18 protein-coding genes are annotated in these 16,626 nt (G+C 34.5%); 1 reads left to right on the top strand and 17 read right to left on the bottom strand.

The features are described from left to right. Positions 1-56: 56 nt before the first annotated feature. The 9 genes from fni to prsW form a co-directional block, all read right to left on the bottom strand. Positions 57-1,112 carry a type 2 isopentenyl-diphosphate Delta-isomerase gene (gene fni, locus COD11_RS07820; RefSeq protein ID WP_098796204.1) on the bottom strand — a complete coding sequence of 352 codons (1,056 nt, stop codon included), beginning with the start codon at positions 1,110-1,112 and terminating at the stop codon, positions 57-59. Between the two features lie 9 nt (positions 1,113-1,121). Then, positions 1,122-2,273 carry a 30S ribosomal protein S1 gene (gene rpsA / locus COD11_RS07815; RefSeq protein WP_098796203.1) on the bottom strand — a complete coding sequence of 384 codons (1,152 nt, stop codon included), beginning with the start codon at positions 2,271-2,273 and terminating at the stop codon, positions 1,122-1,124. Positions 2,274-2,440: 167 nt separating this feature from the next. After that, the gene (locus COD11_RS07810) at positions 2,441-3,016 is read right to left on the bottom strand and encodes a lysophospholipid acyltransferase family protein (protein ID WP_098796202.1); all 576 of its coding nucleotides are present in this window, start codon (positions 3,014-3,016) and stop codon (positions 2,441-2,443) included. Between the two features lie 4 nt (positions 3,017-3,020). Then, a complete protein-coding gene (gene cmk / locus COD11_RS07805; RefSeq protein WP_098796201.1) occupies positions 3,021-3,695 on the bottom strand; it encodes a (d)CMP kinase in 675 nt (224 codons plus the stop codon). A gap of 191 nt (positions 3,696-3,886) precedes the next feature. Then, entirely contained in the window at positions 3,887-4,063 is a 177-nt protein-coding gene (locus COD11_RS26750) for a YpfB family protein (protein WP_098796200.1), read from the bottom strand. 50 nt (positions 4,064-4,113) lie between these two features. Continuing rightward, complete coding sequence (locus tag COD11_RS07795; protein ID WP_098796199.1) at positions 4,114-4,773, bottom strand: flagellar brake protein; 660 nt, start codon at positions 4,771-4,773, stop codon at positions 4,114-4,116. A 222-nt stretch (positions 4,774-4,995) separates the two neighbouring features. After that, a complete protein-coding gene (gene ypeB / locus COD11_RS07790) occupies positions 4,996-6,336 on the bottom strand; it encodes a germination protein YpeB (protein WP_098796198.1) in 1,341 nt (446 codons plus the stop codon). A 15-nt stretch (positions 6,337-6,351) separates the two neighbouring features. Then, positions 6,352-7,428, bottom strand: a complete 1,077-nt coding sequence (sleB, locus tag COD11_RS07785) for a spore cortex-lytic enzyme (RefSeq protein WP_255301562.1) — start codon at positions 7,426-7,428, stop codon at positions 6,352-6,354. 180 nt (positions 7,429-7,608) lie between these two features. Beyond that, positions 7,609-8,271, bottom strand: coding sequence for a glutamic-type intramembrane protease PrsW (gene prsW / locus COD11_RS07780; protein WP_098796197.1), 663 nt, complete (start codon positions 8,269-8,271; stop codon positions 7,609-7,611). 148 nt (positions 8,272-8,419) lie between these two features. On the opposite strand from prsW, the gene COD11_RS07775 reads away from it, so the two are divergent. After that, positions 8,420-9,394: an asparaginase gene (locus tag COD11_RS07775; RefSeq protein ID WP_098796196.1), complete on the top strand. Its 975-nt coding sequence runs from the start codon at positions 8,420-8,422 to the stop codon at positions 9,392-9,394. 39 nt (positions 9,395-9,433) lie between these two features. Here the strand turns inward: COD11_RS07775 and COD11_RS07770 are convergent, their stop codons facing one another. The 8 genes from COD11_RS07770 to COD11_RS07735 form a co-directional block, all read right to left on the bottom strand. Beyond that, complete coding sequence (locus COD11_RS07770) at positions 9,434-10,399, bottom strand: YpdA family putative bacillithiol disulfide reductase (RefSeq protein ID WP_098796195.1); 966 nt, start codon at positions 10,397-10,399, stop codon at positions 9,434-9,436. Positions 10,400-10,582: 183 nt separating this feature from the next. Continuing rightward, a complete protein-coding gene (locus tag COD11_RS07765) occupies positions 10,583-11,854 on the bottom strand; it encodes a Glu/Leu/Phe/Val family dehydrogenase (protein ID WP_098796194.1) in 1,272 nt (423 codons plus the stop codon). A gap of 296 nt (positions 11,855-12,150) precedes the next feature. Next, positions 12,151-12,753: a genetic competence negative regulator gene (locus COD11_RS07760; protein ID WP_098796193.1), complete on the bottom strand. Its 603-nt coding sequence runs from the start codon at positions 12,751-12,753 to the stop codon at positions 12,151-12,153. A 116-nt stretch (positions 12,754-12,869) separates the two neighbouring features. Next, complete coding sequence (locus tag COD11_RS07755) at positions 12,870-13,799, bottom strand: MerR family transcriptional regulator (protein ID WP_098796192.1); 930 nt, start codon at positions 13,797-13,799, stop codon at positions 12,870-12,872. A 172-nt stretch (positions 13,800-13,971) separates the two neighbouring features. After that, positions 13,972-14,700, bottom strand: coding sequence for a metallophosphoesterase (locus COD11_RS07750; RefSeq protein WP_369689268.1), 729 nt, complete (start codon positions 14,698-14,700; stop codon positions 13,972-13,974). Positions 14,701-14,832: 132 nt separating this feature from the next. Beyond that, positions 14,833-15,294: a YpbF family protein gene (locus COD11_RS07745; protein WP_098796191.1), complete on the bottom strand. Its 462-nt coding sequence runs from the start codon at positions 15,292-15,294 to the stop codon at positions 14,833-14,835. 79 nt (positions 15,295-15,373) lie between these two features. After that, the gene (locus COD11_RS07740; protein ID WP_098796190.1) at positions 15,374-16,033 is read right to left on the bottom strand and encodes a LysM peptidoglycan-binding domain-containing protein; all 660 of its coding nucleotides are present in this window, start codon (positions 16,031-16,033) and stop codon (positions 15,374-15,376) included. Then, a complete protein-coding gene (locus COD11_RS07735) occupies positions 16,030-16,623 on the bottom strand; it encodes a CPBP family intramembrane glutamic endopeptidase (protein ID WP_098796189.1) in 594 nt (197 codons plus the stop codon). Before COD11_RS07735 ends, COD11_RS07740 begins: the two co-directional genes overlap by 4 nt. Positions 16,624-16,626: the final 3 nt, after the last annotated feature.

Genomic DNA, 16,626 nt, shown 5'->3' with positions numbered 1-16,626 from the left:
AACGGCTTGCTGGGCACGCAGTAAAATAAAAAGCTGGTCAAGTATTGACCAGCTTTTTACCTTCTACTATAGGATGATGTTTCGATACCCCTTTCATTTAGCCAATGATGTGTATTTCCACTTATGACAAGGGGAGCCTCCTGAAGCCCTTTAATTGTTTTCACTCCAAGGGCTGTCATGATATAGGTTAAATCTGTATGTATCTGTTTTATTTCTTGAACTAACTCATCATATCCTTTTTCAATAAATATTTTCAGAAAATAACCGGCTACTCCAACAGCAGAAGCACCCAAGCCTATTGCTTTAGCCACATCAAGAGAGTGTCGAATACCTCCAGACCCGATGATAGACATATCATGCTGTCCATGTTTCACCTCAGCAATTGAAGCTGCAGTAGAAATACCCCAAGAATTAAAATAACTTAAAACTTGTTCACGACGCATATTTTCAATCTTAGAAAAGTTTGTCCCGCCAAAACCGCCTACATCTATTGCAGATACGCCAATCTCTGCTAAGTGTGTTGCTACTTCACGATTCATCCCAAAGCCAACTTCTTTCACAATAACAGGTACTTTTACGTTCTTAACAATGTTCTCAATTCTTTTAATAGCATTTGTGAAATCTCGATCACCTTCTGGCATAACTAGTTCCTGAACAACATTTATATGAATTTGCAAAGCATTTGCTTCGATCATATCAATAGCTGTTTTAGCTTGATCAACTGTAGCCTCACTACCTAAATTAGCTAGTATGATACCTTTTGGATTAACTTTCCTCATAATCTCATAGGAAGGTCTTTCACTACTGTCCTTGATCGCAGACATTTGTGAACCTACTGCTACAGCGATTTTTGTTTCTGCAGCAGCTTTTGCCAGTGCTTCGTTAATGATAACCGTGTCCTCACCGCCACCACCTGTCATTGCATTTATAAAAAGAGGCGAACTCAAGGAAAGTTCGCCAACATTAGATGATAAATTAATATCATCAACAGACAGGTTTGGTAAGCTTTGGTGAACAAAGGTAACATCATCAAATCCATTGGAACGTTGCTGCCCAGTAGATAATGCATGCTGAATATGTTCTATTTTCCTTTGCGCTCTTTTACTCACCATATCACCGTTCTATTTTAATTTTTTTAATTGGTCTCCAATCATTTCACCTAATTGAAAACCTGAAGAGGATTCTTCTTGTGCTGCTTGATACTTTGTCAAATCTTCATTTGATGCTTTTGTCGTTTCTTCTAATTCACGAATACTTAGAGAAATACGTTTATCAGATTCATTTATATCTAGTACTTTTACCTTCACTTCTTGATTTTCTTCAAGAACTTCTTGTGGAGTACCAATATGTTTGTTTGAAATTTGTGAAATATGAACAAGTCCTTCTACACCAGGTTGAATTTCAACAAATGCACCAAACGATACTAAACGTTTAACTACACCATCTAGAACATCACCAGGTTTAACATTATTAGTAACGTTAGCCCAAGGTCCAGGTAGAGTTTCTTTAATAGATAATGAAATTCTTTCATTATCACGATCTATTCCAAGAACTTTAACGGTTACTTTTTGTCCTTCTTCCACTACATCTGATGGTTTGTCAATATGACTATGTGATAATTGTGAAATGTGAACTAAACCATCAATTCCACCAATATCAACAAATGCACCAAAATCTGTTAGGCGTTGAACTGTTCCTTCGATTGTGGAACCAACATTTATAGAATCAAGTATTTCTGATTTCTTTTCATTTTGTTCTTTTTCAATTACTGCACGATGCGAGAGAATAACACGATTTTTTTCACGATCTAATTCTACAACAATTAAAGAAAGAGTTTTCCCCATATAATCAGAGAAGTCCTCAACAAAATGAGCTTCGACTAAAGATGCAGGAATAAAGCCTCTTACACCTAAATCAACAACAAGTCCGCCTTTTACAACATCTTTAACTTCTGCATTAAAAACTTCTTTAGATTCAAATTTTTGTTCTAATGCATCCCATGCTTTTTCAGCATCAACGGCTCTTTTTGAAAGCACCAACGCTTCTTCTTCCACCTTTAAGACTTTTAATTCTAGTTCATCATTTTCATTTATTACATCAGAAGCCTTTTCCACATGAAGACTAGAAAGTTCGCTGATTGGAATGATACCGGAATGCTTACAATTTTCTATTTCGACAATCACCTGTTTTTCTTCAACCTTTGTTACGATTCCTTTTACAACATCACCAACTTCAGGTGTTTCCACTTGAACACTGTTTAGTTCTTCTACCATCTCAATTACCTCCTTGTCAAAACCTGTGCGACTTTTGATAAAATATATGTATGCTTTCATTTTATTAAAGAATCATAAATTCCCCCAAAAATAAAATGAAAAATACGTCCTACTTAAACTTCTAATAAATGCTACTTTTTGTCAAGTAAGAAGTATTAAGATTTACATTATTTTTGGATAAGTTTACCTATTTCTTCCATAATAATAGATGTCATTTCTTCTGTACTAATTTTTTTTTCACGATATTCTTCCATACTTATTGGCTTTCCGTATACAACTCTTAGCGTTGAAAAAGATTTATATGGTCCTATTATAGCACAAGGAACAACTGCAGCTGTAGAACGAAGCGCAAAGAAACCGGCACCAGGCATACCCTTACCGAGTTTTCCATCTTTGCTTCTTGTACCTTCTGGGAATAATCCTAATACATTTCCTTCTTTAAGAACTTTTAATCCCGCTCTTAACGCTTCGCGGTCGCCTCCACCACGCTTAACAGGGAATGTACCAAAATTGTTCAGTAGTTGTTTCAATACCGGCACTTGAAAAAGTTCGGCTTTAGCCATGAACAATACTTTTCTTGGAGCTGTAACTCCAACAACCGGTGGATCTAGATTACTAATATGATTGGTACACAATAAGACCCCGCCCTCTTTGGGGAAATGCTCAAGTCCTTCTACTTTAATACGAAACGTTGGTTTTAAAATACCAGCAACAACTGACCGGGCAAATGGATATAATGACACGTTATCAAAGCCTTTCTTCTAAATAATCTTCTATTTTTCTAACAACATCTTGGATAGACAAAGCTGTGGTGTCAATTTCAATCGCATCTTCTGCCTTCTTCAGAGGAGCAACCTCTCTTTCGGAATCAAGCTTGTCACGATTTGCAATTTCTTGCTTTAGTTGTTCATAGTTAGAAGAAAATCCTTTTTTCATATTTTCCTCATGGCGTCTTTTTGCTCTCTCTTCAACAGATGCTCTTAAAAATATTTTTAATTCAGCATTAGGTAACACATGTGTACCTATATCTCGTCCGTCCATAACAACTCCGCCTTCAATTGCTAATTGACGTTGGCGTTTTAACATTTCTTCTCTTACTAATGAATGCATAGCAACAAAGGAAACATTATTCGTTACTTCATTTGTTCGAATCACATCTGATACATTCTCACCATTTATCATGACAAGTTGTCCCTCTTTTGAAGGATATAATTCTATTTTCATTTTAGATAGTATATCTGCTACTGCTTTTTCGTCTTTTAAATCGATCCCCTCTTGTAGAGCTTTAAATGTTAAAGCCCTGTACATGGCACCAGTATCTATGTATATATATGAGTAATCTTCTGCAATTATTTTAGCAACTGTACTTTTTCCAGCAGCCGCTGGTCCATCAATGGCCACCGATAATTTTTTTTGCTCCATTATTTCCTCCAAATAGGTTTTTAGTCTAGTAGTCTTTTACGCCTTTGCTGGTGTGAAAGAACTTATTTGGTATGAGAACTTAAAGAATTGAATCTGTAAATATAGGGTAAGTAGTTTTTACACAAGTTTTTTGCTTAGACAAAATTGAAAAACAAATAAATGAAGCAGGCTTAAAGGACACCTGCATCATGTTATTGACTAAACGTTTCTAGCCATTCAGTAATTGTTATTTTGTTTACACCTTCATACTGGACAACTCGTGATAAATATGGTTGAACCGTGGTATTTTGTATAAGTACCTGTGCACATACTAGGGCAATGAATTGAATAACAATTAGTTTAATTAAAATTCGCTCAAATCGTTTCAATCCGCTCAACTCCGGTATTTTTTTACTAGTATGCTTAAAAATACCAAAATTTATTCGACTGTTAACCCTTTTCTACGAATGAGTATTTGTTGATTAAAGCAAAAGCGAATTAAAACCTGCCTAGTATCTTCATCGATATTTTGAAACTCAATAGGTGCCTTAACAAATAAATCATGGTCTGCAGGAATAAACCGAATGATCTTACCTTTTACTTTAATGTATTCAATTCCTTCATTTTGAAATGGTAGGGAAAACCAAATATCAATTTCCTGTTTCTCTTTTAATATGTTAGATTTCGGAAGAAGTAATGCTGTTCCTCCTGCACTAATGTCAGCTGTAACTGCAGTAAAAGGTTGAAACTCGTTATGCAAAGAATGAATGGCTACATCTAGATTTGCATCAATACGTACAAATTGTCTTCTTTGAATTTTGATTAATTGGTCATCACCAGGATACGTAAGTGAGATCATTGGAATATTTTCTTTTATTCGCCCTGTAACCTCTGTTTGAAAACGAAAAACACTTTCATTCGAAACAAACGAAGCAACAAGTTGCGTCCCTAACATTAAGAAGGCTGAACGGCCTGTCTCTTGGTTTATCGGGTAATCAATATATAGTTTATTGCCCTTTTTTTCTACTAGTTTACATTTTAGTCTCTCTAATTTTGCGCCCTTCGTTTCTAACGAAATGACATCCCCAATTTTTATCACAATATCACTCTTTCTTATTGCTCTCTTTCTTATTAAAGCATGGACATATCCGTTCTGCAAGAGTGCAAATATTTATTCAACATTCTTATAGTGGAGATCAAATTAACTTATAAACATCCTACATGTATTTTGATATTCGTTCAAAACAAGAAATACTCGTTTTAACATAGAAAAGGATACCCAAGTCATAGTAAAGAAAGGGTATCCTTGCTCGTTTACATATTAAACATCTTGGAAGATTGGCTCTGGATTTTTTAATATCTCTACCTTTTCTTCCGTTCCATCTTCTGCATTAATAAAAATCCTGTAAGTATCGTTTTCGATCGTTCCTAAAAATTCGTAGCAAAGTACTTCCTCTTTAAACTCATTTAAAATAAGAGCCAATCGGTCTTCTTGTACTTCTAAGCTAGGATTTAACATTTTAGCTGCTTCTTCTTTGGAAATCTTTGGTTTAGGAATATCACGTTTTTTATGAGCAGCTAAATAATCTCTTGCTGTGAAGCCAATCACTTGACCATCGTCCAACGCTACTTTCATGCGAAGAGCATCTGGATATATTCTGACACCATTCTCAATAGAAACAAATGAAAATACTCCAACATTATCATATTGAGCACTTTCGAAAAGATCTAAATCTTTAAACCCGTGTTCATTTAAAAACTTCCTAGCATTTTCTGTTGCTTGGTTCAAGCTAATTTTCTTTTCCGCAACATCTCTATTCTGCACTAAGAATATTGGGTATCCACCCTTTTTCGTAATGTCCATGTTTATGTCTACTTTTTGTTCTTTATCATCCATGGAAACACTGAAAAATTCATAATCTGCACCGTCACCGTTTTCGGTTACTTTTATGTCAGTTACTTTATTCTCTACAAACTTCTTTGCTATTTTCTCAGCTTCTTCTGCATTTATTTCTTTTCCTTCTAAATTATCAAAACCTAAGTTTTTCTTCATAGAAGTAAGTGATGCACCAAATTGAGATTCAGAGTAACTTTTGACGTTTTTTTCGACTGTTTTTAACCCATCGACAATTGTATTATCCATTTGCTTTTGTCCTGAGGCTAATGCAAGCTCAACATCCATCCATCTTAAGTTATTCTCTAAAACAAGACTTTGAACTTTACGTAACTCTTTTTGAACATCAGCAGCTTCTGAATACATTGATTTTAGTGTTTTATATTCTTTTTCGGTAAGCGGATCTTTTTCTAAATCACGAACAGCTGCTTTGTAGCTAAAATCGCTAATTCCAGCTAAAAACTCCTCTGTCTTATTGAAAGGTAATAAAGCTAAAGGTAACTGACCTACGTCTGATTGCGCTTCAGAAGTAATTCTCCAAACGTCTGCTAAAGCTGGAGATAATGACTCCCTTGAGTTCATAGCTAAAGTTGCACCGATTCTATCATGTAGCTGATCAACACGATAGGTTAAATCATGAAATGCACGTTGATAACTATTTTCTGCTTGAATCAACACTGCACTTTTTTCTTGATGTTCTTTGTACCCCCAGTAAGAAGTACCAATCACAGCGATTGATAAAATTCCAATCAAAATTCCACGTATCATTGATCATCACCCCTTCTATTCACAGAAAATATGCTTCCCGATACGTTTAATCTGTGGTCTTCCCCAAATCCAAGAACTGGTAGCTGTATCTGGGTTAAAGTAATACACTGCATTTCCGGTCGGGTCAAATCCATTAATTGCATCTAAAACTGCTTTTTTTGCTGATTCATTTGGAGTTAACCAAATTTGCCCATCTGCTACTGCAGTAAAGGCTCGTGGTTCAAAAATAACTCCTGAAACAGTATTTGGGAAAGTTGCACTATTAACTCGGTTTAAAATGACAGCCGCAACAGCAACTTGTCCGATATATGGCTCACCACGAGCTTCTCCATAAACAGCATTTGCCATTAGCTTGATATCATTTTGTGAAAATCCGTTCGGCATATTTACTGCAGTTGAATCCTTTTGAGCTTGTTTTTTTTGCTGTTGATTCTGTTGTTGTTGCTGTTGTTGTTGATTCTGCTGCTGTTGTTGTTCTTGTTGTTGCTGTTGATTCCGCTGCTGTTGTTGTTCTTGTTGTTGCTGTTGATTCTGTTGTTTTTCTTGTTGCTGCTGATTCTGTTGCTCTTGAGTCTGTTGTTGTTTCTCTTGTTGTTGCTGGTTATTTGCTTGAGCTTTATATTGCTTTTCTTGCTGAATTCGTCTTTGCTCCGCAATCTTCCTCGCTTTTTGAATTTGCTGCTCTGACGGTGCAGATTGAATATCTAACGGGACTCCGCCATAATGTGTGAATCTTCTTCCTTGGTTAATTTGTTTGTAAACCCAATCACTATAAAATTTAGTTGATCTTTGTAACATATCCTTTGTTTTTTGTCCAACTAAGCCATCAACTTCCTCTAGACCAAACATATCTTGGAAATTCTTAACTGCCCAATACGTACTCCATCCGTAGACTCCATCAATCGGGCCATGATAATATCCGTTATATTGAAGCCTTGCCTGCAATTCAATTACATCACTTCCCGTTGCACCTCTTTGAATGGTTTGATCTGAAAAAGCATGTGCTACAGAAACGCCTTGTGAAAGAAATTGAAATGTGATAGATGTAAAAGCCATTACCACAACTATCAGCATTATGCGCATGTTTTTCATGTTGCTGCCTCCTCAAGTAGATGTAGTTGCTTAAACGTATTTTTTGTAGTCTTTGGTATTTTATTCATACTAAATAAAGACTTATCCAAAAGAAACAATTGATGGCAGCAATTCCTTTCTAAAATGATTTCTTAAAAACTCTTTAAAATCAACAATATTTTTGAAATAAAAAAACTGCCATTAAGGCAGTTTTGAATCAAATATCTTAATTCTTGCTTTTTTGGCTTTGTGTAAAGCGAACCACCAAAGAAACAGCATAAATGGAACCATAATATATTTCCAGTTAAAGTAATTTAATAAAATTGAATCATAAACAGTGTGTAATAAGATAGGGATTGAACAAGATAGAACTATCCACTTTGTTCGATTTTTAATAATTGAAAATTTCCCTTTCCCTAAATAATACCCCATAATAACTCCAAATAGAGCATGACTTGATACCGGTAAAAGAGCACGACCTAATGCATATTCGACTCCATTTGCAAATAAATAAATAATGTTCTCTAAAGTCGCAAATCCAAGAGAAACAGCGACACCATAGACAATACCATCGTAATGTTCATTAAATTGAACATGTTGATAGATCGTAAAAAATAAGACGAACCATTTGAAAAACTCTTCTAAAAATCCTACAGCAATAAAAGTATAAAAAAATTCAGAAGTAAACACTTTTTCAACTTCTAAAACATATTGAATAAACATTATCGGAAAAACAAGCAGAGCCCCAAAGATAAATGAACGAAACACTAAATAGACCGGCTCTGATTCATACTGATCTCTTAAGTAAAAATAACTTAATAGTGCCAGACCCGGGGCAATGCCCGCAGATATAATTTCAATCATTTACAGGCCTCTTCTCCAAAATATCTTTTTATCTATTTAAAAGATTTTTTTATTCATGTAAGATTAACTTTATTAATCGTATCATGTTATCGTAGAATTGAAAATGACAGAATAAAGCAGAATTTTATAGATTGAAGGAGTTTTCGTCATGTCGAGAAAAAACATTTTACTTATTCACACTGGTGGAACCATCTCAATGAAGGAAGACGAAGAAACAGGAGAGGTTAAACCTGGAGATAAAAACCCTCTAGTTGAACATATAAAAGAGGTACCTGATATTAACCTCATCTCAACAGAACTGTTTCACTTACCTTCACCACATATTACACCATTAAATATGTTACAAATTAAAAATTATATAGAAGAAATGCAAAAAATTAAAAATATTGATGGGGTTGTTATTACACACGGAACAGATACGTTAGAGGAAACTGCCTATTTCCTTGATGTAACGTTATCTTTAACAATTCCAATCGTTCTTACAGGTGCGATGAGATCAAGTAATGAGCTAGGATCGGATGGGCTTTATAATCTTTTATCAGCCTTAAAAGTAGCTGCATCAGATTATGCCAAAAACATGGGAGTTTTGGTTGTAATGAATGATGAGATTCATACTGCAAAAAACGTAACTAAAACACATACAAGTAATGTGGCAACTTTTCAAAGCCCGCAATATGGACCAATCGGAATGGTAAACAAAGGTGGCGTTTTCTTCCATCACACCCCTATTGTTACTAATCCACTACATGTTGAATCTCTAGATAAAAATGTTTTCTTAATCAAAGTGTTTGCTGGAATGGACGACAGTCTGCTAAATGGGATAGAACAGTTACAGCCTGATGGATTAGTGATAGAAGCTTTGGGACAAGGCAACGTGCCACCTATGATGGTGCCAGGGATCAAGAACTTACTAAATAAGAAAATACCGATTGTTCTTGTATCTCGCTGTTTTAATGGCATTGCTCAAGATGTGTATGGATATGAAGGTGGGGGACGACAGTTAAAAGAATTAGGTGTTATTTTTAGCAATGGACTAAATGGACAAAAAGCAAGAATCAAGCTAATGATTGCACTAGAAACAACAAAAGATCAACAAACTCTTGAAACGATTTTTGCAACGTAAACACTATAGAAAAACAGGGAGCACAAATCTGTCTCCCTATTATTGTTTATTGCTGAGTGTTTCACATATTAACTGTCCGTGAAATCGTCCATTCTCAATGAATATTTCGTTTGCATTATTTCCAGCTGCAATTACACCTGCAATAAAAATCCCTTCAATATTTGTCTCCATTGTATCTGGGTTGTGAGTAGGTCTCCCAGTTTCAGCATTGATTGTTACGCCCATACTTCTGAGAAATTTGTGATCTGGATGATAGCCCGTCATAGCAAAAACAAAATCATTCTTTATCTGCTTCTCTTCATCATTCACAATATATTTCACAGAAGTTTCCTCAATCTCAAGAACATGTGCTTGAAACTCCATTTTTATTATTTCATTTCTAACAAGTGATTCAAATTCAGGCAAAATCCATGGTTTTACACTTTTAGAGTAATCAGCTCCCCTGTATAAAACGGTTACCCTTGCTCCTGCTTTAACCAATTCTAACGCAGCATCAACACTTGAGTTCTTACCACCAATTACGACGACATCTTTATCAAAGTATGGATGTGCTTCCTTAAAATAGTGAAATACTTTGGGTAAATCTTCACCAGGTATATTCATTAAATTTGGATGATCATAATACCCTGTTGCGATCACAACCTGTCTTGCTTCATACGTTTGTTTATTTGTTATAACTATAAATTTTTGATTTTCATTTTTTTCAATTTTTTCAACTTTTTCAAAGGCATGAATTCTCAGTTGTTTTCTTTTTACAACTTCACGATAATAAGCCAGAGCTTGGTTACGAACCGGCTTACGATTTTCAGTAATAAAAGGTATATTTCCAATTTCTAATTTTTCACTAGAACTGAAAAATGTTTGATGTGTAGGATAGTGATAGATTGCATTTACGATATTTCCTTTTTCTATAACAAGTGGTTTAGTACCAAGTTCTTCTAATTCAATGGCGGCAGACAATCCACATGGACCTCCACCTACAATAATTATTTCTTCCCTTTTCAATGAATTTCTCTCCCAACTTTAAGGGTTATTGTTTAAACATAAATTTCGATATTTACCAAGAAAAATAAAAAAGAGAATGACCAAGTCAGCCCTCCTACTCAGGTTAATTACTCTATTGTGAAGAGTAAAGAGTATGAGCGGCTAGACATATAAGTCACCCTCTTATATCATGTAAGATTTTTCTTAAATCCAGCCTCTAAACCTAGATGCTTCAGCCATCTTTCGTACACCAACCATATATGCTGCCAAACGCATGTCAACTCGTCTATTCTGACTCGTTTCGTATATGTTGTTAAATGACTTAACCATTACTTGTTCAAGCTTCTCTTCGACTTCTTCTTCTGTCCAGTAATAACCTTGATTATTTTGGACCCATTCAAAATAAGAAACCGTTACTCCACCAGCACTTGCCAACACATCTGGTACTAGTAAAATACCTCGATCTGAAAGAATTTTTGTTGCTTCAAGTGTAGTTGGGCCATTCGCAGCTTCTACTACAATGCTAGCACGAATGTTCCCGGCATTTTCCTCAGTAATTTGATTTTCAATGGCAGCAGGAACAAGAATATCACAATCTAGTTCAAGTAATTCTTTGTTTGTAATTGTATCATTAAATAATTTCGTAACAGTTCCAAAACTATCACGACGATCAAGTAAATAATCTATATCTAGACCATTCGGATCGTGAAGGCCACCATAAGCATCAGAAATACCTACAATTTTAGCTCCTGCATCATGCATAAATTTTGATAAATAACTTCCTGCATTACCAAATCCCTGTACAACAACACGAGCCCCTTCAAGTTCAATTCCCTTTTTCTTAGCTGCTTCACGAATACAAATAGTTACACCTTTTGCTGTAGCCGATTCACGACCATGTGAACCACCTAATACCAAGGGCTTACCTGTTATAAAACCAGGATTATTAAATTCATCAATTCGACTGTATTCATCCATCATCCATGCCATGATTTGTGAATTAGTAAATACATCAGGCGCTGGAATGTCCTTTGTTGGTCCAACAATTTGACTTATTGCTCGGACATACCCTCGGCTTAGTCGCTCCAACTCTCTAAATGACATATCCCTTGGGTCACAAACAATTCCACCTTTTCCTCCACCATATGGAAGGTCAACTATTCCACATTTTAAGCTCATCCAAATGGATAATGCCTTAACCTCTTTTTCAGTTACATTTGGATGGAAGCGAATTCCTCCTTTTGTAGGGCCAACGGCATCGTTATGTTGAGCACGGTATCCAGTAAATATTTTAACGGAACCATCATCCATTCGAACAGGAATTTTCACCGTCATTAATCTTATTGGTTCTTTTAATAATTCATATACTTCCTCGGGGTACCCAAGCTTATCAAGGGCATTATGTATCACCGTTTGTGTTGATTTCAACACGTCCAATTTATCATTTTGTGCATCGGTGTTTTTCTCGGCTACCATTAAAGTTAACCTCCTAGATCTAATCAGTAAATGAAAGAATGTCCACCTTTCATGACATAGTATACACTCTCAAGCCGCTTATGCAAAGAAGAAAAAAGATATTCTTTATAAATAATCTAACGTTATCTATACTTAGCATTTTTAATTAATCCTAACTTAAATGAAAGACTTTCTTATCGTTTGTTATTTGCATTATTTCATACAATAAATAAGAAAAAGAGGTGACTTTAGCTAACAGCCTTCACGTTGACCGTTTGCATAAACTCACCAATATCTTCATAACTTATTATAAAAAGTTATCTTTCTCTATTTTTCAACCAAAAATGGTTGTATATTTGCTCAATAGCATCATTTTGCATGATTATTTTTCCATACTCCATTAATCTATGGACTGTCAAAGTTGATGGACTTCCATACTCTGCCAAGATAGCTACTAAATTATCAATGTTCATAGGCTGATCGTCACTTAATAATAAGAAATATCTTTCTTGGAAATAAACAACCATTCCATCTAAGATGTTTTGGTGATATAAATAATGTGATAACTGAATGATAGCTTCAAATGACTCAAACTCATAAATAACATCGAAGCTTTCATCCACCTTCACTTGCATCTCAATATAATCGTCTGAAAAGTCATCGTCTAAATCATCAGAATCCTTGGAATTTGTAACTATAATAACCATCCCTTGAGCATGAAGTGAATACACCTCAACAGCGATTGGTCCATGCGCCTCAAAGCCCAGCTCAACACTAGCTTCATTCATCATATCTCTAAATAATTGATGGACTTTTAATGAGTCTTTCCAGAGATCTTCCTTAGTTAAACCTCTATCATGCAAGTCATCCGTCGTTAAAAAAATTTTAATTTTATCATAGTTTAGTCGCTCTAGCCGCATCCCATACCCTCCTGCCGTGAGACCGCTCAATATACAATCATTGTATGATTTACATACGAGATGGTTCTAATATTTTTTACAGTTTACACTCTTCAGCAGATTTAGACAAGAAATAACTATTGATTTTTCATACCTAATCTATCCCTTAGCCAAGATTCCCAGTGTTGTTTATCCTCCCCAAGTAAATAGCCTGCATAAGGTTCAAGGATTTGCGGAGTTACCTTTGAGAAAGCTTTTCCTCCTAAACCAATTTGAAGGTTATGAAATTTTACGGAAAGCTCATCTACAAGCTCCAACGTTTTTTTCACATTTCTTACTAAAGTACAAGATAAAAACAAAAATTCCGGCTTAACTTCATTTAGAACAATATCAATATCTCCCTCAGCAATACTTGCTCCTAAATAGATAACTTCAAAACCTTTTCTTCTTAAAAATAATGTAAAAATTAAAAGACCTAATTCATGTGATTCTTCTGGTCCGCATACCCCAATTACTTTAGGTAACAAACCATCTACAGGTAATGTATGCAAAATCATACCTATTCGCGAACGTAAAAAAGATGATGCAAAGTGTTCATGTGCTGAAGTTATCTTTCCATTTTCCCATTTGTCCCCAATTTTCACTAACAAAGTACCTAATATTTCAATTACTACTTTGTCAACTGAATATAGGCTGAATGCTTTATTTAGAAGATCATGTGCTTTGCTTTCATCAAATTTTAAGAGAGCATAAAGTAATTCTTCCATTAAATCTTCAGAGTAATCAACCTGTTCTCCATCTGTTTTCAATTCAACTTGTTCGTTAATAGATGCCTGGTTTGTTTCTAATAAGTTGACCGCTTGACTAATCGTAAAGCCCTTATCGACTTTTGTAATAAGCCACTTTAAAATTTTTATATGCTCCTCTGTATATAAACGGTGACCTGATTCATTCCTAATAGGTGCAATCATATTATATCTTCGTTCCCAGGCCCGTAATGTTCCAGCTTGAATTCCAAGCATTTTTGAAACTGCCTTTATATTATATTTGCCTTCATGATTCGACATGGTAAATCCCCCAATATGTACTTATATAGAAATTATATAAGATAGATCAACTTGTGTAAACTTTGTATAACAAATGAATAAACCATGCTTAATATCAGCATGGTTTTGTAAAGGTGATTCTTATCCCATATTCTCTATAAATTTATGGATCATGACATCTGAAGAATTTATTCTATTTTGACGATAATACAAGATAATTTGCCTCAGCCGGTGCTCCTAATCTTAAAGGTAAAGAAGTTGTGCCATATCCATTGCTCACTAATAGAACACTGTTTTCAAGATAGTGCAGCTTTCCTTTTTCATATAAACCAAGACCCAAAAACCTTATTTGTCCACCATGAGTATGCCCACTTAAAATGATAGAAATACCATCTTTTGGATCAATCTTTTTATATATGTCAGGGTTGTGGCTTACTAGGATCTTGAATTCAGAGGGTGACGTACGTTCTAAAGCATGATGTAGTTCGTCTCTTCTTTTACTGGTATCCTCTACTCCTAATAAAGAAATTTTCTCTCCATTTGCTGAAGTGAAAGTTGTTGAAGAATTATTAAGGATTGTAATATTATTTTTTAAAAGCAGTGCTTCAAGCTCATTTTTCCCTACTTCATAATCATTATTGCCAAACACAAAAAAAGTAGGACCCAATTTCCTTAACAATTTAATATTTTCTTCAACTCTAGAAAATGGTACTCCTGATTCAGTCAAGTCTCCACCTATAATTATGAGATCAACTTTTTCTGGTATTTTTTCCAATAAACGTGTAGAAATTCTTCTTCTATGAATATCTGAAATAAAAAAAATTGAAAGTGATCCAACACTTTTTGGAAAAGTGTTAAATTCTATATGATGCTTTGTTAAATGATTCTTTCTAGCTTCTATAAACATAAAAAGTAACAACACAAGAATTCCCAGGAAAAAACTAACTACAATTATTAACAGTTCAATCACCTCTATATACACTTAAAACAATAAAGAAACTCTTTTATTATAACAAAAAACCCTTTCTTTCCAAAATAAGAAAGAAGGGGTCATTTACTTGCTTTCATGAAACAAGTTTATGTCAAATTCTGATTTCATCATTTTGAATACTTCATGTCTGTTTTGCCATTGAGTTGGCTGTGGCCAGAGTTCAGCACTTTTCCTAATAACTTCACATCTTAAATTTTGGTATTCAGTTTCTGCTTTATCTTCCTTTTTCTTAAAATATTGTGCTGTTGCATAACCACCTACAATGAGCAAGACAAAAAAGATATTCATTTCGCCGTCAAATAATAAGTGAAAGAAAGCATCAGCCTGCCCGCCAGTTGGTTTAATAATAAACACATAAAGGTAAGCTATAAAGCCCATTAGCAAAATGAAAGTAACAAACTGTGCTCGAAAACACTTGAGTTTATACTTTTCAAATTTTCTTTTTTTCTCGACTAAATTGTCAAGCATTTGTTTTGTTGGTTCGTCAGTATGATTCTTTAATTGCTGAATTTTTATTTCAATCATGGTCACGCCCTCTCATCCAACAATACATTACGGTTACTATATTGTATGAGGTCGTCCACAACGTTATGAAGCAAATATGCTACTTAATAGGGATTTTTAATACCTGTCCTTCATAAATTTCATTTCCCTTTATTCCATTATAGGTACGGATCGTTTCCATCCCAGCTTTACTGTTGTAATACTTAATAGCAATAGTAAAAATGGTTTCTCCACCTGCTACCTTATGTGTTTTGATTTCCTTATACTCTTCTTCATCACTAGTTTGCTCGCTGTTCGTTTGTAAAGACTCCTCAGCTATCTGATCTTTTTGCTCAACTTGTACTTCATTCTCACTGTTAGAAGTATTGGGTGACACCATTTCTTCACTTTCTAGATCCGATGTATCTTGTTCTTCTTCGATTGAGTCACTACTAGTTACTACTTCTGACTCACTAGTAGACTCCTGACCATTTGAAATAAACACTGTATCTTCTCCAACAATTTGATCACCTTGAGTTATTTGAGCATTCTTTTCATTAAAATATAAGTTCATAGATAAAATGAATATGGGAAGTAGAATAAAAAATAAAGCTAAAAGTCTGATTACAGGATATTTCATTTTCACCTTAGCTTTTTTCGACTTCTGATCTTTATGAACTTCACTCCGAGGCGGATAATCACCATGTTCCTGTTTATATTCATCAATCATTTTCGTACGTAATCCCTCTGCTTGATCTGATTGTCTTTTTTGGTCGTTCATTTATTCTTTCCCCCTCTTACATATTGCCATCTAATTTGAATGGCAAAGACTAGATCAATTAAGTAATGAGCCAAAATGGTTGTAAAAAGGTTTGCTGTTAGTTCATAAACATACCCTAATAAAATACTTATAGAAATAACCATTAAAAATAATAGCCATTTTGAGAGATATCGAAAATGTAGGATTGCAAAAATAATACTAGCAACCCATAGACCCAAATGTGTTTGAATAACCCCTCTAAATAATATTTCCTCTGACACCGCTATAACTGCAGTAAGAAAAAAGATATGTGGGATAGATCGCTTTTCAAAAATCTTCTCATTAATGCCACCATCATCAACAAGATCTTTTGGTGCCAATTTAAATACACTAAAATCCACAATTATCACCAATAAGGCTGTTCCGACCCCATATAAAATAAAATCAATGTCTCTAAAATGAAATAGTCCAAAAAAGTCTTGTACATGATCAAAGAGAAAAAAACCAAAAATAATGGAAACACAAATAAGAAGAAATTGTGTAAAATATAAATTTTGTACGATTTGCTTATCTGTTAGTTGATTAATTAATTCATTTTGTTTTTTAAACAAATT

It is taken from the genome of Bacillus sp. AFS040349, from assembly GCF_002577655.1.
Classification (GTDB): Bacteria; Bacillota; Bacilli; order Bacillales; family Bacillaceae; genus Metabacillus.
This window is presented reverse-complemented; position numbering and strand designations above follow the sequence as displayed.

Excerpts from the sequence above, each read along its gene's own strand:
- COD11_RS07740 (WP_098796190.1), bottom strand. The coding sequence starts at position 16,033 with ATGAACGACCAAAAAAGACAATCAGATCAAGCAGAGGGATTACGTACG.
- COD11_RS07775 (WP_098796196.1), top strand. The coding sequence starts at position 8,420 with ATGTCGAGAAAAAACATTTTACTTATTCACACTGGTGGAACCATCTCA.
- COD11_RS07755 (WP_098796192.1), bottom strand. The coding sequence starts at position 13,799 with ATGTCGAATCATGAAGGCAAATATAATATAAAGGCAGTTTCAAAAATG.
- ypeB (WP_098796198.1), bottom strand. The coding sequence starts at position 6,336 with ATGATACGTGGAATTTTGATTGGAATTTTATCAATCGCTGTGATTGGT.
- COD11_RS07745 (WP_098796191.1), bottom strand. The coding sequence starts at position 15,294 with ATGATTGAAATAAAAATTCAGCAATTAAAGAATCATACTGACGAACCA.
- fni (WP_098796204.1), bottom strand. The coding sequence starts at position 1,112 with ATGGTGAGTAAAAGAGCGCAAAGGAAAATAGAACATATTCAGCATGCA.
- COD11_RS07760 (WP_098796193.1), bottom strand. The coding sequence starts at position 12,753 with ATGCGGCTAGAGCGACTAAACTATGATAAAATTAAAATTTTTTTAACG.
- cmk (WP_098796201.1), bottom strand. The coding sequence starts at position 3,695 with ATGGAGCAAAAAAAATTATCGGTGGCCATTGATGGACCAGCGGCTGCT.
- COD11_RS07765 (WP_098796194.1), bottom strand. The coding sequence starts at position 11,854 with ATGGTAGCCGAGAAAAACACCGATGCACAAAATGATAAATTGGACGTG.
- prsW (WP_098796197.1), bottom strand. The coding sequence starts at position 8,271 with ATGATTGAAATTATATCTGCGGGCATTGCCCCGGGTCTGGCACTATTA.
- rpsA (WP_098796203.1), bottom strand. The coding sequence starts at position 2,273 with ATGGTAGAAGAACTAAACAGTGTTCAAGTGGAAACACCTGAAGTTGGT.
- sleB (WP_255301562.1), bottom strand. The coding sequence starts at position 7,428 with ATGAAAAACATGCGCATAATGCTGATAGTTGTGGTAATGGCTTTTACA.